Annotated in this window: 19 protein-coding genes; 16 read left to right on the forward strand and 3 right to left on the reverse strand. The window is 65.8% G+C overall.

Annotated elements, in window-relative coordinates; translation table 11 throughout:
• Both VCS63_RS19645 and VCS63_RS19650 read left to right on the forward strand, forming a co-directional pair.
• On the forward strand, positions 1–1,509 hold the full coding sequence (locus VCS63_RS19645; RefSeq protein WP_076814655.1) for an ABC transporter permease: 1,509 nt from the start codon (positions 1–3) through the stop codon (positions 1,507–1,509).
• Entirely contained in the window at positions 1,506–3,203 is a 1,698-nt protein-coding gene (locus VCS63_RS19650) for an ABC transporter ATP-binding protein (RefSeq protein WP_278488712.1), read from the forward strand. Before VCS63_RS19645 ends, VCS63_RS19650 begins: the two co-directional genes overlap by 4 nt.
• A gap of 32 nt (positions 3,204–3,235) precedes the next feature.
• Here the strand turns inward: VCS63_RS19650 and VCS63_RS19655 are convergent, their stop codons facing one another.
• From VCS63_RS19655 to VCS63_RS19665, 3 genes are all read right to left on the reverse strand, one after another.
• Complete coding sequence (locus VCS63_RS19655; protein WP_164793944.1) at positions 3,236–3,781, reverse strand: MarR family winged helix-turn-helix transcriptional regulator; 546 nt, start codon at positions 3,779–3,781, stop codon at positions 3,236–3,238.
• 28 nt (positions 3,782–3,809) lie between these two features.
• Positions 3,810–5,519, reverse strand: a complete 1,710-nt coding sequence (locus VCS63_RS19660) for a collagen-like triple helix repeat-containing protein (protein ID WP_323880793.1) — start codon at positions 5,517–5,519, stop codon at positions 3,810–3,812.
• A 347-nt stretch (positions 5,520–5,866) separates the two neighbouring features.
• The gene (locus tag VCS63_RS19665; protein ID WP_223306510.1) at positions 5,867–7,465 is read right to left on the reverse strand and encodes a ShlB/FhaC/HecB family hemolysin secretion/activation protein; all 1,599 of its coding nucleotides are present in this window, start codon (positions 7,463–7,465) and stop codon (positions 5,867–5,869) included.
• A 610-nt stretch (positions 7,466–8,075) separates the two neighbouring features.
• Here VCS63_RS19665 and VCS63_RS19670 point away from each other — a divergent pair.
• The 14 genes from VCS63_RS19670 (at position 8,076) to VCS63_RS19735 (ending at position 21,321) form a co-directional block, all read left to right on the forward strand.
• The gene (locus VCS63_RS19670; RefSeq protein WP_042797214.1) at positions 8,076–8,903 is read left to right on the forward strand and encodes an MHYT domain-containing protein; all 828 of its coding nucleotides are present in this window, start codon (positions 8,076–8,078) and stop codon (positions 8,901–8,903) included.
• Positions 8,904–9,025: 122 nt separating this feature from the next.
• Complete coding sequence (locus VCS63_RS19675) at positions 9,026–9,241, forward strand: Flp family type IVb pilin (protein WP_063959783.1); 216 nt, start codon at positions 9,026–9,028, stop codon at positions 9,239–9,241.
• A gap of 74 nt (positions 9,242–9,315) precedes the next feature.
• The gene (locus tag VCS63_RS19680) at positions 9,316–9,906 is read left to right on the forward strand and encodes an A24 family peptidase (protein WP_239501035.1); all 591 of its coding nucleotides are present in this window, start codon (positions 9,316–9,318) and stop codon (positions 9,904–9,906) included.
• A complete protein-coding gene (locus VCS63_RS19685) occupies positions 9,852–10,313 on the forward strand; it encodes a TadE/TadG family type IV pilus assembly protein (protein ID WP_076814648.1) in 462 nt (153 codons plus the stop codon). The genes VCS63_RS19680 and VCS63_RS19685 overlap by 55 nt, the downstream gene beginning before the upstream one ends.
• A gap of 1 nt (position 10,314) precedes the next feature.
• Entirely contained in the window at positions 10,315–10,806 is a 492-nt protein-coding gene (locus VCS63_RS19690) for a TadE/TadG family type IV pilus assembly protein (protein ID WP_063641158.1), read from the forward strand.
• Positions 10,803–11,762 (forward strand): Flp pilus assembly protein CpaB, encoded by a 960-nt coding sequence (cpaB, locus tag VCS63_RS19695; protein WP_042794411.1) that lies wholly within the window; start codon positions 10,803–10,805, stop codon positions 11,760–11,762. Before VCS63_RS19690 ends, cpaB begins: the two co-directional genes overlap by 4 nt.
• Before the next feature lie 65 nt (positions 11,763–11,827).
• Complete coding sequence (locus tag VCS63_RS19700) at positions 11,828–13,189, forward strand: type II and III secretion system protein family protein (protein ID WP_088607729.1); 1,362 nt, start codon at positions 11,828–11,830, stop codon at positions 13,187–13,189.
• Positions 13,186–14,514 (forward strand): MinD/ParA family protein, encoded by a 1,329-nt coding sequence (locus tag VCS63_RS19705; RefSeq protein WP_063959774.1) that lies wholly within the window; start codon positions 13,186–13,188, stop codon positions 14,512–14,514. Before VCS63_RS19700 ends, VCS63_RS19705 begins: the two co-directional genes overlap by 4 nt.
• Positions 14,515–14,549: 35 nt before the next feature.
• On the forward strand, positions 14,550–15,911 hold the full coding sequence (locus VCS63_RS19710; protein ID WP_063641161.1) for a CpaF family protein: 1,362 nt from the start codon (positions 14,550–14,552) through the stop codon (positions 15,909–15,911).
• Positions 15,911–16,834 (forward strand): type II secretion system F family protein, encoded by a 924-nt coding sequence (locus VCS63_RS19715; protein WP_076814646.1) that lies wholly within the window; start codon positions 15,911–15,913, stop codon positions 16,832–16,834. The genes VCS63_RS19710 and VCS63_RS19715 overlap by 1 nt, the downstream gene beginning before the upstream one ends.
• Positions 16,835–16,847: 13 nt before the next feature.
• The gene (locus VCS63_RS19720; RefSeq protein ID WP_063641163.1) at positions 16,848–17,843 is read left to right on the forward strand and encodes a type II secretion system F family protein; all 996 of its coding nucleotides are present in this window, start codon (positions 16,848–16,850) and stop codon (positions 17,841–17,843) included.
• Positions 17,844–17,854: 11 nt separating this feature from the next.
• Positions 17,855–18,721 (forward strand): tetratricopeptide repeat protein, encoded by an 867-nt coding sequence (locus tag VCS63_RS19725; protein ID WP_042797210.1) that lies wholly within the window; start codon positions 17,855–17,857, stop codon positions 18,719–18,721.
• Positions 18,722–18,744: 23 nt separating this feature from the next.
• Complete coding sequence (locus tag VCS63_RS19730; protein WP_042794408.1) at positions 18,745–19,176, forward strand: DUF3613 domain-containing protein; 432 nt, start codon at positions 18,745–18,747, stop codon at positions 19,174–19,176.
• A 102-nt stretch (positions 19,177–19,278) separates the two neighbouring features.
• Complete coding sequence (locus VCS63_RS19735; protein ID WP_164793957.1) at positions 19,279–21,321, forward strand: pilus assembly protein TadG-related protein; 2,043 nt, start codon at positions 19,279–19,281, stop codon at positions 21,319–21,321.
• Positions 21,322–21,360 lie beyond the last annotated feature (39 nt).

Raw genomic sequence — 21,360 nt, forward strand, 5'->3', positions numbered from 1 at the left:
ATGCCCAAGTTCGTCTTCCTCTGGACCGATATCGCGCTATGGCTCATGACCCTGGGCGCGCTGGCCTATGCCTGGCACGTGCGCCGCAGCCCGAACCTGCGCGCGACGTGGGCGCGGGTGGCCCGCGACACGCCTGCCATGTGCTCGGCAGTGATTCTTGCCGCGTTCGTGACGATTGGCCTGCTGGACTCGGTGCATTATCGGCCGCTGCTGCCGCCGGCCCCGGGCGCCGCCGCCGACGCACCTCCTGCCTACGCGCCCGCGGTGCGTTCCGCGCTGGACGGCTTGCTGGCCGGCACCGTGCTGACCACCCCCGAAAAAACCTATTCCGAACCCTTGGCGGTGCGCCAGTTCACCAAGGAAACCATGCTCGTCAACGACAAGCCGGTGCGCGACTTTCCCCGGCTGCGGGGCGCGGGCGTGCACCTGGACGACCCTGACCGCGACTACCTGGGCGATGTGGCCAAACGGCTCGGGCTGGGGCTGGCAGCGGGGCTGGCCGTCGCGGCCGTCGTGATCGGGCTGGCCTATGCCGGCCTGGCCAGGCGGCGCGGCGCGCGGGCGCAGGCCGAGGATGCGCAGGGCGGGCTCTCGGAAGTGCCCTGGCGCGCCATGGCCGTCACTTTCACGTTGCTATGCCTGGTGACCGGGGCGCTGGTTGGGCTGTCCAGCGGCTATCACGCGCTGGGCACCGACCGCATCGGCAACGATGTGCTGTGGCAGGCGCTCAAGAGTATCCGCACGGCGCTCGTCATTGGCAGCCTCACCACCATCGCGATGCTGCCCCCGGCCATTGTGTTCGGCATTGCCGCCGGCTATTTCAAGGGCAAGGTCGACGACGGCATCCAGTATCTCTACACCACCATTACCTCGATCCCGGGGGTGCTGCTGGTGGCTGCCTGCGCGCTGATGATGCAGGTCTACATAGACAACCACGCAGACCTGTTCGACACCTCGGCCGCGCGCGCCGACCTGCGGCTGTTCCTGCTCTGCATGATCCTGGGCTTCACCGGCTGGGCTGGCCTGTGCCGCCTGTTGCGCGCCGAAACCCTCAAGCTGCGCGAGCTGGAATACGTGCAGGCCGCTCGCGCGTTTGGCGTATCGCACTGGCGCATCATGACCCGCCATCTGCTGCCCAACGTGGCTCACCTGGTCCTGATCACCGTGGTGCTCGAGTTCTCTGGCCTGGTCCTGTACGAGGCGGTGCTGTCCTATCTGGGCATAGGCGTGGATCCCAGCATGAATTCTTTCGGTTCCATGATCGACGGCGCGCGGCTGGAGATGTCCCGCGATCCCATGATCTGGTGGAACCTAATGACCGCCTTTCTCTTCATGCTGGCGCTGGTGCTGGCGGCCAATCTGTTTGCCGATGCGGTGCGCGACGCCTTTGATCCGCGTACTCGCCGCTACAAGCCCGGCCGCATGGCCCGCCTGGGCCTGTTTGGCCGCGGCCCCCGTACGGCGCTGGCCACGGACACCCGCTCGTCCCGTCCTGGAGATGCGCCATGAGCCAGCCTTCCTTGCTTGAGGTGCACGGCCTGGACGTGGACATCGCCGGCGAAAGCGGCATGACCCATGCGGTCAAGCGTTTGCAGTTGGCGATTTCGCGGCGACAGACCTTCGCGCTGGTCGGCGAATCGGGCTGCGGCAAGAGCATGACGGCGTTGGCGCTGTTGCGGTTGCTGCCCGATGCCGGACGTATCGTGGGCGGGCAGATAGACCTGGACGGAGAGGACCTCAACCGCCTGCCCGAAAGCGCCATGCGCGGCGTGCGGGGCGGGCGCATCGGCATCATCTTCCAGGAACCCTCCACCAGCCTGAATCCGGTCATGCGGGTGGGCGACCAGATCATCGAGACCCTGGTCGCCCATACGCCCCTGCGCGGCGCCGCCGCGCGCGCCCGGGCCGTGGACTGGCTGCGGCGAGTGGGCATTCCCGAGCCCGAACGGCGCATCGACGACTATCCCTTCCAGTTCTCGGGCGGACAGAAGCAGCGCGTCATGATTGCCATCGCGCTGGCGGCCGAGCCCTTGCTGCTCATCGCGGACGAGCCGACCACGGCGCTGGACGTCACCGTGCAAGCGCAGGTGCTGGACCTGCTGGCTGACATTCAGCGGGAAATGGGCATGGCTGTGCTGCTGATCACTCACGATCTAGCGGTGGTGAAGAACGTGGCCCACCACGTGGCCCTGATGCGCGGTGGCGAGATCGTGGAAAGCGCCGCTGCCGAAGCGTTCTTCCGCGCGCCCAAGCATCCCTATGCGCGGCAGCTGTTCGAGGCGATTCCCACGTTCGAAAAACGCGGTACTCCGCTCACGGAAAGCGGTCGCGAGGCCATGGCCCGCGACGCAGACCTGCAGGCCGCGGCCCCGCGGGCGCGCAATGCGGAGATGGTGCTGGACGTGCAGGACCTGAAGGTCCATTACCCCGTGCGCAAGGGACCGCTGCGCCGCATCGCGTCATGGGTCAAGGCGGTGGATGGCGTGACCTTCTCCCTGAGGGCGGGCGAAACCCTGGCGCTGCTCGGCGAATCCGGCTGCGGCAAGACCACCACCGGCAAGGCGCTGCTGCGGCTGATCGACGGCGCGCGCATTTCCGGCCGCGCGATGCTGCGGGGCCAGGACGTGCTGTCGGCGGACCGGCGCACGCTGCAACGCCTGAGGCAGGACATCCAGATCGTTTTCCAGGACCCCTATGCGTCGCTGGACCCGCGCATGCGCGTGGGAGATATCCTGGATGAAGGGCTTGCGTCCCTGCGCAGGGGCATGGACAAAGATGCGCGCCGTGCGCACGCCGCGGGGCTGATCGAGCGCGTGGGCCTGCCCGCCAATACGCTGGCGCGCTATCCCCACGAATTCTCGGGCGGCCAGCGCCAGCGGATTGCGATCGCCCGGGCGCTGGCGGTCGAGCCGAAAGTGCTGATCTGCGATGAGCCCACGTCGGCGCTGGACGTCTCCGTGCAGGCGCAGATCCTCGACCTGCTGCGCGAGCTGCAGCTCGAACTGGGCATCGCCTATCTGTTCATTACGCACAACTTCGGCGTAGTCGAGTACCTGGCCGACCGCATCGCCGTCATGGACGGCGGGCGCATCGTCGAGTTGGGGCCGGCCGACGCGGTGCTGCATGCGCCGCGGCAGGACATGACTCGCAGGCTGCTGGCCGCGGTGCCGCGCCTGCACTTCGGACCGTCCGAAACGGCCTGATGCGGCAGCGGGGGCGGGGCCCCGCTGCCGGTCTACACGGCGTGATGCGCGCCGCCCGTTTCCAGCCAGGCCAGCGTGTCGCGCTTCACATTGCGGCCGCTGCGCGTCAGGAAGGTGTGCACCATTTCCAGCTCAGCGGTGTCATAGCCGCGCGCGGTGGTCGCAATGGCCTCGGCGATCCACTGCCGTTCCTGCGCCAGCTGTTGGCACTGCTCCTCCACCGGCCGGATCACGATCATTCTGCGATCCAGTGGATGACGGCCTCGCTGGACATAGCCAGCCGCTTCCAGCCGGTTGATCAATGCCGTTGCGCCGCCCGAGCTGATGCCCATCAACTGGGCCAGATGCCCCGTGGGCAGGGCATCGAACTCCATCACCAGTTCCAGCGCCTTCAGGTCCGCCAGGGGGATGCCCAGCTTTTCCGCCAGGGCCGACTGGCATGCCGCGTTGTAGGCGGCGAACTGCCGGCCCAGCAGCAGGACGATGTCGTCCAGCATGCCGGATCGCCGCTCGCTTCCTGATGATTCAGCCATGCCGGTCACATGCTCGTGGTGAAAGTAGGTCTGTTGTTGCAGCATGATGTAGGTTCCTGGCGGTTGAGAGGGATCACTTCTTGCCGGCCAGCCCGCCAAGCAATCCGCCCAGCAGTCCGCCGTTCGCGGTTCCACCGGCAGAGCCGCCCGCGGCCGCGCCGCCTGTCAGGCTGCCGGTCACGCCGCCCAGCAGCCCGCCGAGCAGGCCGCCATTGGCCGCAGCGCCTGCCCCCGATCCCCCCGAGCTGGCAGGCGCACCGGCGGATCCGCCGGCAGCTCCGCCCGCCGAAGCGTTGGCGGCGACACTCACCCCGCCTACCAGTCCGCCCAGCAATCCGCCGCCCGCTGCGCCGCCCGCCGTGCCTCCTACGGCGCCGGTCACGCCGCCCAAGAGCCCCGTAACCGGCGCCAACAAACCGCCCGCGCCGCTGTTGCCGCCGGTCGAGCCCCCCACTGCGCCGGTCACGCCTCCGAGCAGGCCCGTCACCGGGGCCAGCAGGCCGCCCGCGCCGTTGCCGCCGCCGGTCAAACCGCCGGTCACGCCGCCCAGGCCCAGGCCGCCCGTCAACGAGGCAACCGCACCGGTGGCATTGGCCAGCGTCGAGCCCAGGGGATTGGTGTTGCCCGGCGTGGCATGCAGCAGGCCGCCCGCGCTGGCGACGGCGCCGCCCAGGCCCTGCAGCACGCCGTTCAAGCCCGGCGTGCCGCCCGGCAACGCGCCGCCCAGATTGGTGACCGTGCCGCCCAGGCTGCTCAACAGGCCAGCGACGGGCGCGCCCAGTTTGGTGGTATCGCCCACTTGTTGTGTCAGGCCCGTGACCTTGCCGGCCAGCGGACTCGCGGTGGGATCCAGCGCGCCACCCACGCCCGCGAGCACGGGTTGCAGGCCCAGCGGCAGTACGTTGTCCACTGTCTTGCCGACGTTGCCCAGCGCGGGTTCGAGCAGCGGCGTGGTGGGACCGCTCAGTGCGCCTCCGGTCACACCGCCGACTAGCTGGGTAATGGGCTGCAAGAGTCCGCCCTGGCCCGACAATGCACCGGTCAAGGCGCCCACGGCACCGGTCGCATTGCCGAGCACGGTTGTCAGGGGATTAGGGTTGTTGGCGTCCGCGTGCAGCAGGCCGCCCGTGCTGGCGACCGTTTTGCCCAGGCCATCCACCAGGCCGCCCACGCCTGCGCCCAATCCTCCTGGCAAGCCCGAGCCCTTGACCGAGGTGCCCAGGTCGCTGACCAGGCCGCCCACCTGCTTGACGACGCCGTCGGTGGGTTGTCCCAATCCCGTGGTGGCGCCGATCTGCTGCGTCAGGCCAACCACCGTATCGGCTACCGGCTTGATCGTGGGGTCCAGCGCCTTGCCCACGCCGCCCAGTGTCGAGTCGAGGTTCAGGGGCAGGGTGTTGTCCACTGCCGCGCCGGTATTGCCCAGCGTTGTTTCGAGCAGGCCGACCACGCGCGGCGGGGTTCCCGGATCGGTGCCGCCACCGGGATTGGTGCCGCCACCGGGATTGGTACCGCCACCGGGATTGGTGCCGCCGCCAGGATTGGTGCCGCCGCCAGGATTGGTGCCGCCACCAGGATTGGTGCCGCCACCAGGGTTGAGGCCGCCGCCAGGATCGAGGCCGCCGCCGCCAGGGTTCGTAGGAATGTCCGTGCCCGGCAGGCCGGCGGTTTTCTTTCCGCCGCCACCGCCGCCGCAAGCGGCCAAGGCGCTCACCAGGGCGGTGGCCATTACGGTGGCAGTCAGGATGCGCTGCAGGCTGCGCGCTTCGGAATGGGTTTGCATGGCGTACTCCTGTTGTTGGAAGACTCAGGCGTGGAAACAACCCGATACGCCCTTCCATGCACAAACCATGCCAAGAATTTTCAAGCCTTGTTCAAACCGATAATTTCCCAGAATTTTGGTGATTTGAATTTCTTTATTATCAATGCCTTATCTACAAAAATAAGGGTTTTCCTCAGATGTGAAAAAGCCGCACATTTGCGATCGCGCGCAGCCTGCGAATGTTACGAATGACCTTCATTCCCACGTTACGTTACGGTGGACGTTACGTAACGTCGGGGCACCCGTGCAAGAAAAACGCCCGTCGTAACGGGCGTTGATCTGTCTGCCGGGCGCATCATCCGGCGTGGCTAGAACGCGTCATAGAACAACGAATAATTGGCGTTGAAGCGCACATTGCGGTCGTCGTTGACGGTGGCCGATCCCACGGGTTTGGCCACGTTGAAATCGAACAGATAGTATTTGTCGTCGGTGAAGCGCAAACCCAGCGCCACGGAAGACAGGTGGCGCTGGTTCAGGGTTTGCAGATCCTTGTTGTTGTACCAAGTGCGGGCGTAGTCGACCAGGGCGTATGGCTGGACACTGGACAGGTATTCCCAGCCCACACCGAAGCGGCGGTTGATTTCCGCCGAGACGCCAACGCCTTTGTCGCCGCTTTGTTCGCCTTGGGGATAGCCCATGGCGTAGCGCCAGCTGCCGTACGAGACCTGTTCGGAAGACGGCAGGATATTGCTGGAGTATTGCGCCGCGCCCGAGAAAACCAGACCGATCTGCGCGGGCAGCACGAATGTCTGCTTTGCGTTCAGGTTGTAGCGGGTGAAATCCAGGTCCAGCAGCGGAGTGGCGGAGTAGCCGTAGTTGGTCGAGATATCCTTTTTCGCGCCCGCCGCGTCAAAACCCTTGGCCACGCTCAGCGTGACGTCCGTCGCTTTGGTTTCCGACACCTGGATGTAGCGCATTTCGGCCGTGGCGGCGCGCACTTGCGCATCCTGCTGCAGCCACCGGTCGGTGTTGCGGGCTTCGTACCGGTCCTTGGAATTGGCGGCATAGACGCCCAGGGTCCCGGTCAGCGAGCGGGTGTTGTTCAAGAGGAACGGGTAGCTCACGCCAACGCCGATACGGTCGTTCTTCACTCGTCGCTCGAAGCCCAGCATCTCGATGGCATCGTCCTGCGGACGCGCATCGTAGTGATAACCGTCGATCTTCACCGCCAGACCATCCGCCCCTATGGGCACGCGGATTTCTCCGGACACGTACTTCACGTCATCGGTATTGAATGGCACCGAAGCGGTCAGCTTTACTTGCTCGCCCAGGGGCGTGAGGCTGTTGGTCGCCATGTTCACGATGGGCTGCATGCCGGTGCCCAAGTCCGCGATGCCGCCGGTCAGGCTGACGGGCTGGCGGCTGGCGGCCAGTACCAGCTCGGTGGCGCCGTCCGCGCGGCGAGGCAGATCCAGGCTGGGCGTGAACTTCACCCCCGGCACGGTTCGCATCAGATTCAGTTGGCGCTCCAGCGTGGCCTGTTTGAGCGGCCTTTCTTCCTGCATGGGTGCGGCCAGGGTCTCAAGCCTGTCCCGCGCATTGCCGATATCGCCTTCGATCCGCACGTTGCCGATATAGCCCTCGACCACGGTCACCACGACCAAGCCATTGGCGAACGTCTGGTTCTGCAGCAGTGCGAAGGACAAGGGAAAGCCCTTGTCACGGTAGAGCTGCGTGATCTTGTCGACTTCCTGGACCAGTTCGCCCAGGCTGATTTCCTTGCCTGCCAGCGGGCTGAGCAGTCCCGACACTTCCTCGAAAGGAATCGCCCGCACGCCGCTGACATCGAAATTGCGCGGCACGATGCGCTGCGCCAGCCGGGCTTGCAAGGCGAGTTGTTCCGGCGTGGCGGTCTGGACATAGGGCGGCGGTTGCGTAGCAGAGGGCGGACGCTCCAGCCTGGGCATGGCATCCACCGGATTGCCCCGTAGAGGGCCTTCCGCCTGAACTTGGGAACCGGCTGCCAGTGCGCAAAAGAGGACGAGGTAAATCGAACCCGCGGGGGATATGCATCTCTTGCTTTTTTTGTCTCTCATTTCCGCTGGCGCTTCTGTACGGATACCCGATATCGGTCGAGTATCCAATGGAAAGGGGTTGCAACACTGTTAAGAAAAAGTTGCATTTCCAGGTGCGTATATGGTGCCAGTATTTCCTGCTGAATGACAATTCATTTCAGATTTTGCCCCTCATAAACCTGGTGGATTTACATTATTTCGAAATTTTTGATGGTTGCGTAATATGTTTTCGCGCAAAGATAAGCGCTAATTGGGTGGTTTTATTAATGTTTTCGAAAACTTAGGAGTGTTTGTTACACATCTTATGTCGCAATATCGCGAAATTCAGTGAAAACCCTGATGTGTATGATTTGGTAATATATAAACTAAAGATACGTATCAAAAATACGCAAAATGTGTGGACCCGCCCGGAGGCGAAGATGGCTGGGGATTACCGCAAGAAGCATTGCAACTGCCTGCCGGCCGCGCACTGGCGCTGCCGCTTGCCACACAGGGAGCGCTCATGAGTCCGGGCGACGTCGTTCCGCTCTCTTTCAACAGCAGCCTGGTGGCGCTGTCTTTCTTGATTGCCGCGTTGGGCTCGTATGTCGCCCTGCTGGCGGCGGCGGGTATCCGCGCGGAAACCCAGGATGGCGAAATCCGCGTCGGCTATATCGTCATTGGCGCGATGGCGATGGGCGGCGTCGGTATCTGGAGCATGCATTTCATCGGCATGCTGGCGCAGAACCTGCCTTTTGAAGTTGGTTACCAAGCTGGCCTGACGATACTCAGCTTCGTGGTTGCCGCCGGATTTTCCGGATGGGCTTTCTGGTATGTCGGCCGCGACCGTTTTACTTTCTTGCGCTGCCTGGTCGGAGGCTGCGCGGCAGGATTTGGCGTGGCGTCCATGCATTATGTCGGCATGAGCGCTGCGCGCATGCCGGCGGTATTGCTCTGGAACCTGCCGCTGGTGATTTTGTCGGTGCTGATCGCCGTCATCGCGGCCACGGCGGCACTGTGGCTCGCCTTCAACATCCAGAATGAACGCCAACGTATCGGCGCGGCCATCCTGATGGCCATTGCGGTATGCGGTATGCATTACACGGGCGCCGCGGCCGGCGCGGTCGTCTGCACGACGGCCAACGAAGCCATGGGCCTGCATATCGGCGGCGCCATGCTGCCCTATATCGCGTTCGCACTGTCGGCCGTCATCTTGTTGCTTATGCGCTGGCACTTGCAGCGCGCCTCGAAACGCTTTCGCGCGCGCACGGCGCAGCGCATCGACTCGATCATTGAATCGGCGCCTGGCATGGCTACGGACAGATTGCCCAGAGCCACGCCAGGGCCCTAGTTGGACCCTGGACGCGGGCCGCGAGAATGAGGGCGGCTTGCGAGCAGTTCCAGGCTTTAGGGGGCTGGCCCTGCGTTATGAAAACCGGCCCCGGTGATCAATCGAGACCCATGGAGCTCGACATGAAAGCAACGCTTGCGCAGTTCTGGAATGACGAAGATGGCATCACCGCACTGGAGTACGGGCTGATCGCGGGAATGGTGGCGGTAGCCCTCATTGTCGCGGTGGGCGCGTTTACCGGTTCGCTCAAAGGCATGTTCGAGGAGCTTGGCACCAAGCTCGACAACGCCAAGACCGGCACCTCCGGCGGGGGCAGCACACCACCCGCCGGCGGCTGAACCGCAAGTCAGTTCGTGCCGTGGCGGTGGTGAGTGTCTAGCCGCCGCGGCGCGCGCCCGCAATACGACATCACTTGATTGAAGGAGTCCGCGTCCGTTCTGGCGCGCCTGTCGTCGGTTTCGTTTTTTCGGAAGGTCCTGCCTTGTATCCAGGGGAAGTGCTGTGGTGGCTGTTGTTTGCATGCTGGATTCTGGCGCTGATTCACGCGGATCTGCGCTATCGCCGTGTTCCAAACCGGCTGGTCGTCGCGGGGCTCGCGGGGCAGTTGCTGTGGCTGTTGGCGGCCTTGCTGGTGCCCGGATGGGCCTACCCGCCGCGCTGGTCGGGATGGCTGATGGCGCTGGCGGGTTTTCTGGCGGCCGTGCCGTTTTTGCCGCTGTGGGCAAGGCGTCTGATGGGCGCAGGCGATATCAAGGCCATCGCCGTGCTCGGGCTGTTGCTGGGGTTTGCGCCGCTGATGGTGACGCTGGCGCTGGCCAGCGTGCTGGCCGGACTGCATGGTCTTCTGTATCTGGCAGTGTCGCGGGTCTGGGCGCTCAGCCACCGGGCACGCCAGATTCCCTATGCTGCGTATCTGGGCCTGGCCGCCGTCAGCGCGGTTCTTATTCCGTGGAATTCGCCCTGGTATTCGTGGTGTTCTTCCTGGTGCTTTACGGGATCCTGACCTATTCGCTGGTGGTGGCCGCGCAGCATTCCGTCACGCTGGCTGCGCAGGATGGCGCGCGCAAGGTATTGCAATGGCAGGCGGGCTCCGCATCCTTGACCGCCCGGGCGGACGCCGGGCGCGATTCGGCGCTTTACCAGGCGGAATGGATCAGCACCATGTCCGCGGCTCCGGTCCAGGTGGCCGTCTGCGGTAACGGGGGCACGCTGAGCAGCGCCGCTGGCGGCGCCTGCAGCGGCCTGCCGTTGGCGCAGGACCAGGTCGAGGTGAACGTGTCCTATGCCTATGGCGCCCATCCGCTCATTCCGTCGCTGCCATTCCTGCAGACGGCGCTGATGCCGGCGTCCAGCGTGCTGAGTGCGCGCGCGACGGTGCATCTGGGCAATGCGCTGGGGGGAGGGGGCTGATATGCGCGCCAGTCCGCAACTTCGAAGAGGGCGTCCGTTGCGTGCGCGGCAGCGCGGCATTGCGGCGCTCGAGTTCTCCCTGACGCTGACCATGCTGTTGCTCTTCATCTGCGGGGTGGTCGGGTTCGGCGCGCTGTTCTGGATGCAGCAGCAATTGGCCGCCGCCGCGGCCGACGGCGCGCGCGCGGCCGTTTATGCCCGCTTCAACGGCCAGGCCGACGTGCCGGCAGCCGCCTGTCTGGCCGCGATGGGCACTTTTTCGGCGGGATCCGCGGTGTTGTGCAGCACGACACGGGCGCCTTGCGCCTGGACCGGAGCCGGCGGCCGGCAGGCCGATTGCGCCACCGTCGCCATGACCTACACCACCCAATCCTGGCCATTGCTGGAGACGGTGCGGGGGCTGATCACCGCGTTGCCGGGCACCAACCGGAACTGGATACCGAGCAAGTTGTATTCGCAGGCCATTGTGCAGATATCGCAGGGGACACCATGAGCAGTCTGAGCAAGATCGTCGCGGGGTTGTTGCTGGTGGCAGGCCTGGTGCTGGCCTTCGTGGCGTGGCGGCTGGCGTCGGCGCCTGTAAGCGCGCCGGCCACCGTGGCGCCAGCGCCTGTCGCGGCGTCCCCGGCCGAGCCGGTCAAGCTTTATCCGGTAGTGGTGGCCCGAGAGCCGATACCGGCAGGATCGCGCATCGACAGCGCAAGAATGTTGACGGTGGCGCAATGGCAGGTCGCGCTGTCGGGAGGCTTTGCCGATATCGCGCCGCTGGAAGGCGCGGTGACGAAGGTCGACATTGCTGCGGGCGATCCCATCGTGCCCAGCCTGCTGACCCAAGGTCTGGCACGCCAACTGAAGCCAGGGGAACGCGCCGTCGCCATCGCCGTGGACGAAGTGGTGGGCGGCGGTAATCGCATCGTGCCCGGCGACATGGTGGATGTGTTTTTCATGATCGAGAAAAATGCCGAAGTGGCTGTCGGACAGGCTCGCCTGCTGCAGTCCCAGGTGCGCGTGCTGGCCTATGGCAAGGCGTCGGTGGAAGGGCCGGACGAGAAGTCCTCCCTGCAACAGGGCGGCCCCGGCCAACCGGCGCGTACCGCGGTGCTGGCCGTGCCGGTCGACCGCGTCAACGAACTCATGCTGGCCAGCCGCGCGGGCCGTCTGCAACTGGCCCTACGGCCGGTCGGGGATGAGGGCATGCCGGACGCGCAGCTGTTCGCGCAGCGCGGCACGGTATTGCCAGTCCGCGCCGACCTGACTCCCTCCCAGCGCGAGGCGCTGCTGTCCGGACCCAACCGCGCCTATGCCGGCGAGAGCCTGGTGCAGCTGGACGGCACTACGCCCGCGGCGCTGGCGCCAGCGGCCCGCGCGGCGGTCCGCCCGGCGGGTTCCGGCGGTGGCCGGACAGTGGAAATCATCCGAGGAGAAAAATCCGAGCGCGTGCGCTATTGAACGGGGCTGCGGGCGGACCAGGCGCTGGCCGCAGCCGGACTTTTTCCATTATCAGGTCCTGCACAATGAAGAAACATCAGCGCACCACCATGATCTGCCTCTTGTCGGCCGCGGCAGCGATGACGCACGGTGGCCTCAGCCTGGCACAAAGCACAGCGCCCACGGCCAGCGCAAGCGCGCCGGCGCGGGATATCTCGATGTCGGTCAAGGGGCAGCAGACCGTTACGCTGGGCAGCGGCGCGCCTACGCGCATCGCCATCGGCGATCCGGAGGTGGCGGACGTGAAGGTGCTGCCCGCCACCGGCAAGCGCGCGGGCGCCGTGCTGCTCTATGGCAAGAAGCCCGGCACCACGCAGTTGCAGGTCTGGACCGGCGGTAGCGCCGCGCCGCAGATATGGAACGTGCGCGTGGGTGGCGGCGTGCAGGGAGCATTGGCGAGCCGCGGCCTGGAGGGCGGCGCCAACGTGGACTTCGCGGACGGCCGCGCCGTCGTGTCCGGCCATGCCGATTCGCCGCTGGGGCAGATCGCCTCGGCCACCATGGCAGCGTCCACCGTGGGCGGCGAAAAGAACGTGGTGGACCTGTCCACCGCGGGCACCGGCGGCGTGGTGCAAGTGGAAGTCAAGGTCGTGGAAGTGTCGCGTTCGGTGATGAAGGCGGCTGGCATCAGCTTCACGGCCAGCAATGGGCCCTGGAGCGGAGGCAGCTCCACCATGCCCGCCAGCCTTGGCGGCCTGGTGGCGTCGGGCTTTTCGCTTTTCTACGATTCCAACAATTTTGCGGCGCGGCTGCGCCTGCTGCAAACCAACGGCATGGCGCGAGTCCTGGCCGAGCCGACGCTGGTGGCCTTGACGGGGCAGAGCGCCAGTTTCCTGGCTGGCGGCGAGCTGCCCATTCCCCAGGCCGGCGGCCTGGGGACGGTCAACGTGACCTTCAAGCCCTTCGGCATCGGCCTGACCGTCACGCCGACCGTGCTGTCGCGTGACCGCATTTCGCTGAAGGTGGCGCCCGAGGCCAGCGAGCTGGACTACACGAATGGCATCGCCATCAATACCAGCACGGACACCAGCACCATCATTCCGGCCCTGCGCACGCGGCGCGCGGACACCACCGTGGAATTGGGTGACGGCGAGAGTTTCGTCATCAGCGGCCTGGTATCGCGACAGACCAAGGCCATGGTCAACAAGGTGCCGATGTTGGGCGACCTGCCCATCATCGGAGCCTTCTTTCGCAGCGTGGATTATTCCCAGGAGGACACCGAGCTGGTCATCGTCGTGACCCCGCGCCTGGTGCGCCCCATTGCGCGCGGCGTGGCCCTGCCGCTGCCGGGAGCCAAGCAGGAGCAGACGGATACGGCATTCAACGCTTGGGGCTATTACCTGACTGGTCCGGTGGGTGGCCAGCAGATGCCGGGCTTTTCACGGTGAGCAATATGAAGACACATGCCAGCGAATGGGTGGGCCTGCAAAACGGCACCCGGTTCCTGTTCTGCTCTCAGGGCAATGGAGTTGCCGCGCAATTGGGACAGGCTTTGGGCGACCTGGGGATGCTGACCCAGGAATTCCCGCGTATAGAAGAACTGGCGCGGCGTTTGACCGAGATCGGGCCGCAAGTGGTGTTTCTGGACTTCACGCTCAGCGACGACGAACCCGGAAAGCTGTTCAAGTCGGCGGAACTGGCGCGTCTGCTGGCGCGCATCGCGCCGACCGTGCCGCGCGTGGCTGTCGGGTACCTGAGCCAGCCGGAGGGGGCGATCGCTGCGTTGCGGGCTGGCGTCAGCGATTTTGTCGATCCTTCGGTGGCGCCGCAGGAAATCAAGGAAGTGGTGCTGCGCCTGCTCGACAGGCCGGCAGGCGGGCGCATGGATGGCACGCGGCGCAGCGTTGTGCTGCTGGGCGCGCGTCCCGGCGTGGGCACCAGCACGCTGGCCGTCCATCTGGCGGGCATGGTGCAGGATCGCCTCAAGCTTGCGCACAACCAGCGCGCCACGGCGGCGGGCGCCAAGCTGCCCAAGCCGTCCGGCGAACCGCTGCCCTTGTCCAGCCGCGTCGCGCTGATGGACATGGGCTGGCCGGTGGGTGATTGCCAGCTCTATCTCAACATCGGCGGCGATTTCGACTTCGCCGAGGCGGCGCGCAATCTGCGACGCCTCGATTCCACGCTGCTGGGATCGGCCATGGCGCATACGGCCAATGGGCTGAGCGTGCTGTCGCTGCCGCGCGACCTGGGCCAGATGCGCGATGTCTCGCAGTCGGATTCCTTGCTGGTGTTTGAGCGCATGCGCCAGCATTTCTCGATCGTGGTGGCCGATACCGGCGGCTTCACCAATCCTGAATTCGTTTCCGGCCTGGCACGCGCCTCGCAATTGAACTGGATCGTGACCGACCAGAGCGTCGGCGCGCTGGTGTCCCTGGCGGGCCTGCTGCAGGAACTGGAGCAACTGCACGTGGACAGGCGCAGCCTGGGGCTGGTCGTCAATCGCTATGACGAGCGCTATGGCATGACGGCACAGCAGATCGCGGAACGCTTCCAGCTGGAATTGGTGGGCACGCTGCCGGACCGCGCGCTGGCCTTGATGGTGTGCACGAACCGCGGCCACCTGCTGCACGAGGAGGCTGAGCGCGACGTCTACGTGCGCGCGGTGCAGGGACTGGCGGAACGCCTGTGCGCCGAAGAGAGCACGCCCGGCGGGCGGGCAAGCTGGCTGGCTACCTGGCTGCCGGGCGTGCATCGCCGCATGGTGGTCGGTTGACGGACAGACAGAGACGGACGGCTACGGGATCCGACATGATCATGACAGCGACGATAGAGTTCGGCGGCGATGGCGACAAAGGCTTTTCGGCGTCGGACCGCTACCAGGAAGTGAAGACGGCCGCTTACGAGCACCTGCTCTCCCGCATCGAGGAATTGGGCGCGGAGTTCGGCCGCTGGGCCCGGTCGGCCATCCAGGAATTCGTGGACATCGAGGTCGCGAGTTTCGTGCGCCTGCGCCGGGTGCCGATCAACGAAGGCGAAATGCGCGCCATCGCTGAAGCCCTGACCAAGGAACTGGCCGGCCTGGGGCCACTGGAAGACCTGCTGGCCGATCCCGCCGTGGAAGACATCCTGATCAACGGCTACGACAACGTCTTCGTCTCGCGCCGAGGCGTACTGGCGCGCGAGACGCTCCGATTTACCGACAATCAGCATGTGCTGCGCATCGTGCGCCGCATCCTGGCGCCGATCGGCAGACGGCTGGACGAATCCAGCCCCATGGTGGATGCGCGGCTGCCGGATGGCGGCCGCCTGAACGTGGTGATCGAGCCTCTGGCCGTGGATGGCCCCATGGTGTCGATCCGGAAGTTTCGCCAGGACCCGCTCAAGCCGGCCGACCTGTTGACCCTGGGCACGTTCGATGAAGAAATCTACCGGCTGCTGCACGAAGCCGTGAAGAACCGCTGCAATGTGCTGGTGTCCGGCGGCACCAGCTCGGGCAAGACGTCATTGCTGAACGCGCTGGCGTTCTTCATTCCCGAGACGGAGCGTGTGGTGACTGTGGAGGACACCGCGGAGTTGTCGCTCAACCATCCGCACGTGGTACGGCTCGAGTCACGCCAAGGCGGCTTCGATGGCAGTGGCGCGGTCACCATCCGGGAGCTGATCCGCAACAGCCTGCGGATGCGTCCGGACCGTGTGGTCGTGGGCGAAGTGCGCGGCGCCGAAGTCATGGACATGTTGCAGGCCATGAATACCGGGCACGAGGGATCGATGGCGACCATACACGCCAACTCCCCGCGCGAATGCCTGTACCGGATCGAAATGCTGGCTGGCTTTGCCGGCTTCCAGGGCAGCGAGGACAGTCTGCGCAGGCAAATCGCCAGCGCGCTGGATTTCATCGTGCAGATCGGGCGCCTGTCCAATGGCAAGCGCCGCGTGCTCTCCGTGACTGAAATCACTGGCATGGGCGACAACGTGATATCCACGCAGGAACTCTATCGCCACGAATCCTATGCGACACCGGACGGCGAGGAAAAGGACCGCTGGAATTGGCTGGGCATCCACCCCCACACGTCCAAGCTGGCCAAGCTGCGCAACGAGGCGCGCGCCAACGACAACGCGACCGACGACCGCGACGGCGGGGGCGGCGGATTCTGGAGCAGGAGGCGCTGATGCTCGAAGTCCTGGTGCTCGCGAGTCTGGCGGTGGTGCTGGCCGTCGGGGCGGTGCTGCTGTGGCGGCATGCCGACCGCAGCGCCCGCCGTGCGGCCAGCTCGGCGTTTCTGGAAAGCCAGCTTCAGCGCGGTCGCGACGAGGCCGCCGGCGGCGCGCCTTTCGCCGAAGGCGCGCGAGAGTTCCGTAGCGGGTACGCCGGTTGGGACCGCCTGCTGCGGCTGGCGGGCCTGCGGCAAAGCGCCGGCCTGTATCTGCGCATCGCACTTCCCATCATCGCGGGGGCCGTGCTGGCCTGGATATTCCTTGGTGTGCTTTCCGCGGCCGTGACCTGCTTGCTGCTGGCTGTGTTCGCATACTTCCTGCTATGGCTGCGCGCCGAAAAGCGCCAGCGGCGGATGATCTCGCAGTTGCCGGCGTTCCTGGACAACATCGTGCGCCTGATCACGATTGGCAACAGCATGGGCGCTGCCTTCCAGACCGCCGCCAGCACCACGGACGAGCCCCTGCGCGAGGTGGTGGAAACCGCGGCAAGCCTCAGCCGTTCCAAGGAACTGGACGCGGCATTGGCGCACGTATCCCGCCTGTATGGACTGAAGGAGCTGTACATGGTCGCGGCGGTGGTGTCGCTGGCGATGCGCTTTGGCGGCCGCAGCGACCAGGTGCTTGAACGCATGGCGGCCTTCATGCGCGATGTGGCGCAGGCGCGCAACGAGTTGACCGCGAGTTCGGCGGAGGTCCGGCTATCCGCGTGGATCCTGGCCTTGCTGCCCGTCGGAATCGCGGGCTTCATCATCGTCGCCAACAACAATCTGTTCATGGGCCTGTGGGAAGACCCGCAGGGCTTCAGGATGCTGGTCACCGCCGTCTGCCTGCAGATCGGCGGTTGCTACTGGCTGTACCGCATGGCCAAGGCAATTTGAAGGGAGGCGCCGCATGGACATCCTGCGATCCTGGAACGCTTCCACCTTGCTGGCGATGGCGCTGATGCTGGTGGCGGCCGGCCTGTTGGTGCTGGGCCTGAGCATGGCGCGACGCCTGCGCAGCCAGGGACGCAGCCGCCAGGTGGTGGATCAGGCGCTTGCCGCGCGCGCAGGGGGGGCGACATCCGCGGCCCCGCAGGCCGATGGCGGGCAAGGCCGGCTGGCGGCGGCCGCGCGCGCGGCCGACACCTTTGGCAAACGCCTGAGCGAAGGGCGGCTGGCCGATGCATTGCTGGCGGCCGAAGACCGCAAGCTGGTCGACATGGCAGGTTATGCCAACCCCGGCACCGCGCGCTCACGCTTCGTGCTGATCCGCTTCGGACTGGCGATCCTGTTGCCCGTGGCGGCGGTCATGCTGGATCTGCGCCAGCATCTCCCCGATATGCCGCTGGGCGCCTTCGTCGCCGCTTTTGTCGGCTTCGCGATCGGCTACATGTTGCCCAAATGGATCGTGCAGCGGCGCCTGGCGCGCAGGCGGCGGCAGGCGGCCGACGAGCTGCCCTTGTTGATCGACCTGTTGCGCTTGTTGCAAGGCGTGGGCCTGTCGATCGACCAGAGCCTGCAGGTGCTGGTCAAAGAGTTCGGCCAGGTGCTGCCGGTGCTGTCGTTCGAATTGCGCCTGGCCTCCGAACTCTATGTGCGCGGCCGAAGCCGCGAACAATCCCTGGCCCGGCTGGCGACGGGATTCGACAACGACGACCTGTCCGCCATCTGCCGCCTTATCGCGCAGGTCGATCAGCACGGGGGAGCTGTCCAGGAGCCCCTGAACCGGTTTGGCGAGCGCTTGCGGGACAAGCGGAGGCTGGAGCTGAAGGAGAAGGTGGGCAAGACCACGGTCAAGATGACGGGGGTCATGATCGTTACCCTGCTGCCCGCGCTGTTGATCGTGACGGGCGGGGCGGGATTTATCGCGGTGTTGCGCGGTTTGTCGCGCATGGGGGGAATGTGATGGATGGCGCAATGAAGGGCAGGGCATGCGCATGGCGATGCGCGCTGGTGGCTACGGTGGTGGCCGCGGGCGCGGGCTTGAGCGGCTGCAAAACCAATAGTGCGGAATCCGCCTGGCAGCTGATCCAGCAACAGCAGCAGGAACAGGCCTTGATGCGGCAGAAGGAGGACGAGGCCGAGAGCAAGCGCCGGCCCAAGGAACCGGAAATGATGTTGTCGATGATTGTCGAAGCGCAGCGCCAGGAGCGCTATTTCGCGTCGCTTGCGTACATCGACGGCTATCAGCAGAAGTACGGCAACGACGCTCGGGTGGCGGTCCTGCGTGCCGAAGCGCTGCGCCAGACCGGGCAGGCGGCGCTCAGCGAACAGGCGTACCGTGCCCTGACCACCACCGACCAGGCAGCCGAGGGTTGGCATGGCCTGGGCCTGATCGCCGGTTCGCGCGGACAATTCGACCAGGCGGCCGACTATTTTTCTCGCGCGGCCAGGCTGGCGCCCATGGACGCTCGGATCCTGGGCGACCTGGGCTATGCGCGCTTGCGGGCCGGGGACCCGGCGGGAGCGCGCGTGCCCCTGGGGCAGGCTGCCGAACTGACGCCGGAAAGCGGCAAGGTGCTGGCGAACCTGGCGGTGCTGCTGCTGGTCGAGGGCGATCCGCTCAAGGCGCAGCGCCTGATGGAACGCGCGCAATTGAGCGAAGAGGCGCGCGGCCAGGTGCTGCGCCTGGCGGCCGAGATCCGCGGTCAATTGACGCCGGCGCCCGCCGTGTCTCATTTGTCCCATGAGCCTGCCACCCGCGTTTCCAGTGGCGGCCAGGCCGTCATGCCGATGATGAGCCCCTTGATGGAAGGGCTGGGCAACGGCCCTATCGTGCGCTGACCCCCAATCCAAGGAAGATCGCCATGTCCAGTTTGATTCAACGCGCTTCATTCACTCTTGCCTGCACCCTGATCGCGCTGACGCCGTCCCTCGGCCAGGCGCAATCCAACGCCCCGCTGACGGGCAGCATGTCGGACGCCTCCAGCAACGCCCCTGCGCCCGCCGCGGCGTCCTCCGCCGCCTCCATGCCGGACCGCCCGGTGGTGCAGCAGGTGCAGACCCCCATGCCGCAAACGCCCGCCGCCGCATCCGCCGCCGCGCCACCGGCGCAGGAGGGCTTTGGCGACGTGACGCGGGGCCTGCTGGCGGCGCAGGCCGACGGCAGGCGCGCAGGCAACGCCTTGCCCGTGCTGGGGCCCGTCTCCACGGCGGCCTGGAATCGCTACCTTGAAAGCTTCAAGCATCCGATTCCGGAGTGGTTCGACCGGAATGTGGAAGTGCCCAACATCCAGTAAATCCCGGGAGCCGTTGTTTCCCGCCGCGTGCGGATACGGAGTCGAAAAAGCATGTCAGCCGGCCGTCTACCTTCTGCCAGCCTGCCGCGTCAACGCGGAAGCATGACCGTGGCCGTCGTTTTCGCGGTGCTGGTTGGAGTCGTCCTGCTGGGCGTCCTGCAACTCGGCTACGGGTTCTACATGAAGCGCGAGATGCAGAAGGCGGCGGACCTGGCGGCGCTGTCGGCGGTACAGGTCCTTAATCTCGGCTCCAGCGCAGACTGCACGCGGGCCGTCGCCGCGGGCAAGGCGTCTGCCCTGTCCAATGTGCCGAATATCCTGGACGCGTTCACGGCTGCCGACTTCACGGTGGAATGCAAGGTATGGGATCCGACACGTTCCGACGCGTCCGGCATGCATGTCTTCGACGCCGCGGGAGGGCAGGCCTACAACGCCGTGCGGGTCGCCGTCCGCAAGCAACTGGCCAACCTCATCCCCGGCGTGGGCGGTGTCACGGCGTCGGTCGCGGCGGTGGCGACCAACACGCAGCCTGTCGCGACTTTCACGGTGGGCTCGCGCCTGTTGCGCCTGGAGCGGGGCGGTCTGCTGTCGCAATTGCTCGCCACGGTCGGGGCGTCGCCTTCGCAGCTGGACGTGCTGGACGCCGCCGGCCTGGCCAAGGTGAACATCACGCCGGCCGGCCTGCTGGAAGCGCTGGGCCTGCCCCTGTCGGCCGCTGCCGGCGTGGGCACGCCCGAGCAATTGACGGCGCTGGACAATCTGACCCTGGGCCAGTTGCTGAGGGCGACGCTGAGTGTCATCGACAAGCAGAAGACGGTGAACGCCGACGTCGGGATACTGAGTTCGGCCATCAACACGGTCTTGGACCTGATGCCGCTGAACCTGCCGGTGAAACTGTTCGGAGACGGAGGCGTATTGAATCTGAATGTGGTGGGCGGCGATCCCGGCGCTGCCTTGCAGGCGGAGGTCAACGCGCTCAACATCCTGGAAACCGGCCTCGCCATTGCCAATGGCAGCAATCTGATCAACTTGGGCCTGAGCGTGCCGCTGTTGGGCCTGGACGCGCGGGTGCGCATCGTCGAGCCGCCCGCCGTGGGCATAGGCGGGGTGGGTGCGCAAGCGATCAGCGCAGGCATACGGGTGTATCTGCGCGTCAACACCAGCAACATCCCGCTAGTCGGTCCCTTGTTGGCCAACACCTTGAACACAAGGGTGGACCTGCCCATCATCATCGACGTGGCGCAATCCATGGGCACGTTGCGCAAGCTGTGCGAAGCACCGCTTGCCGAGAACCAGGCCGTGATCGACGTGACGTCGGCGGCAGCCAGCGTCTGCCTGGGACGCTTTCCGGGCATGGCGTCCGCCACCGACTCCAACGCCGCGAATTTCCAGTCGCTGACGAATCGCTGCGAACCCAGCGCATTCAACGCCATAGGACGTCATCAGGTCTTGAACGTGCTGGGCATACTGCCGTTGACCGCCAAGGTCACGCTGCCTGTCTTCAGTTCCTCGGCGCCCGTGTCCGTGACCCTGACCGCGCCGCCGTCGCCTGATTCCACCGCCACCGTCAACGCCACCAACATCGACCTGTCCAAGCTTGCCTCCAACCTGACCGACGCGGTCATAGGCGGCATCCTGGGCGATCTTTACAACACCGGCACGCCGCTGACCGAGGCGCAGCGCAATGAATTGGCGACCCAGCTCGTGGGCGGAGACAAGAACAATGCCGGCAAGACCGTCTCGAAAGTCGTCAATGACATGCAGTGGTCCAAGACTGCGATGGACCAGCTCGGCGCCCGCCTGACGACGGGCGGCTTGACGGGGGTGCTCGGAGGCACGCTGCAGCTGGTGGGAGGCATCTTGAATTCGTTGCTGCTGGCTCCGCTCAGCGATGTGACCTGCGCCCTGGCGCTGACGCCGAATGCCATTCGTCAGTGCCGTGTCGATGCGGTCGGCGCATTGGCCCTGAACGGCGGCGGACAGGTGGGCGGAGTGCTGTCGGTCGTCATGACTTTGCTGGATCCCCTGTTGAATTCGCTGTCTGCGGTGCTGCAGCAGTTGCTCAACGTGCTGGGCCTGAGCGTGGGCCAGACCGATGTTTCGCTGATTTCCGTGGATTGCGGCAAGCCCCGCCTGGTGTACTGATGATGAGTTCCGTGACCCGCATCCTTCTTTTTCCGGCAT

It is taken from the genome of Achromobacter sp. D10 (genome assembly GCF_035282245.1).
GTDB lineage: Bacteria > Pseudomonadota > Gammaproteobacteria > Burkholderiales > Burkholderiaceae_B > Achromobacter > Achromobacter insolitus.

What these genes read in the sequence shown, in the direction of transcription:
- VCS63_RS19655 (WP_164793944.1), bottom strand. Translation starts at nt 3,781, where the DNA reads ATGCTGCAACAACAGACCTACTTTCACCACGAGCATGTGACCGGCATG.
- VCS63_RS19735 (WP_164793957.1), top strand. Translation starts at nt 19,279, where the DNA reads ATGACCGTGGCCGTCGTTTTCGCGGTGCTGGTTGGAGTCGTCCTGCTG.
- cpaB (WP_042794411.1), top strand. Translation starts at nt 10,803, where the DNA reads ATGAGCAGTCTGAGCAAGATCGTCGCGGGGTTGTTGCTGGTGGCAGGC.
- VCS63_RS19715 (WP_076814646.1), top strand. Translation starts at nt 15,911, where the DNA reads ATGCTCGAAGTCCTGGTGCTCGCGAGTCTGGCGGTGGTGCTGGCCGTC.
- VCS63_RS19670 (WP_042797214.1), top strand. Translation starts at nt 8,076, where the DNA reads ATGAGTCCGGGCGACGTCGTTCCGCTCTCTTTCAACAGCAGCCTGGTG.
- VCS63_RS19725 (WP_042797210.1), top strand. Translation starts at nt 17,855, where the DNA reads ATGAAGGGCAGGGCATGCGCATGGCGATGCGCGCTGGTGGCTACGGTG.
- VCS63_RS19650 (WP_278488712.1), top strand. Translation starts at nt 1,506, where the DNA reads ATGAGCCAGCCTTCCTTGCTTGAGGTGCACGGCCTGGACGTGGACATC.
- VCS63_RS19700 (WP_088607729.1), top strand. Translation starts at nt 11,828, where the DNA reads ATGAAGAAACATCAGCGCACCACCATGATCTGCCTCTTGTCGGCCGCG.
- VCS63_RS19645 (WP_076814655.1), top strand. Translation starts at nt 1, where the DNA reads ATGCCCAAGTTCGTCTTCCTCTGGACCGATATCGCGCTATGGCTCATG.
- VCS63_RS19675 (WP_063959783.1), top strand. Translation starts at nt 9,026, where the DNA reads ATGAAAGCAACGCTTGCGCAGTTCTGGAATGACGAAGATGGCATCACC.
- VCS63_RS19710 (WP_063641161.1), top strand. Translation starts at nt 14,550, where the DNA reads ATGATCATGACAGCGACGATAGAGTTCGGCGGCGATGGCGACAAAGGC.
- VCS63_RS19730 (WP_042794408.1), top strand. Translation starts at nt 18,745, where the DNA reads ATGTCCAGTTTGATTCAACGCGCTTCATTCACTCTTGCCTGCACCCTG.
- VCS63_RS19665 (WP_223306510.1), bottom strand. Translation starts at nt 7,465, where the DNA reads ATGCCCAGGCTGGAGCGTCCGCCCTCTGCTACGCAACCGCCGCCCTAT.
- VCS63_RS19660 (WP_323880793.1), bottom strand. Translation starts at nt 5,519, where the DNA reads ATGCAAACCCATTCCGAAGCGCGCAGCCTGCAGCGCATCCTGACTGCC.
- VCS63_RS19720 (WP_063641163.1), top strand. Translation starts at nt 16,848, where the DNA reads ATGGACATCCTGCGATCCTGGAACGCTTCCACCTTGCTGGCGATGGCG.
- VCS63_RS19690 (WP_063641158.1), top strand. Translation starts at nt 10,315, where the DNA reads ATGCGCGCCAGTCCGCAACTTCGAAGAGGGCGTCCGTTGCGTGCGCGG.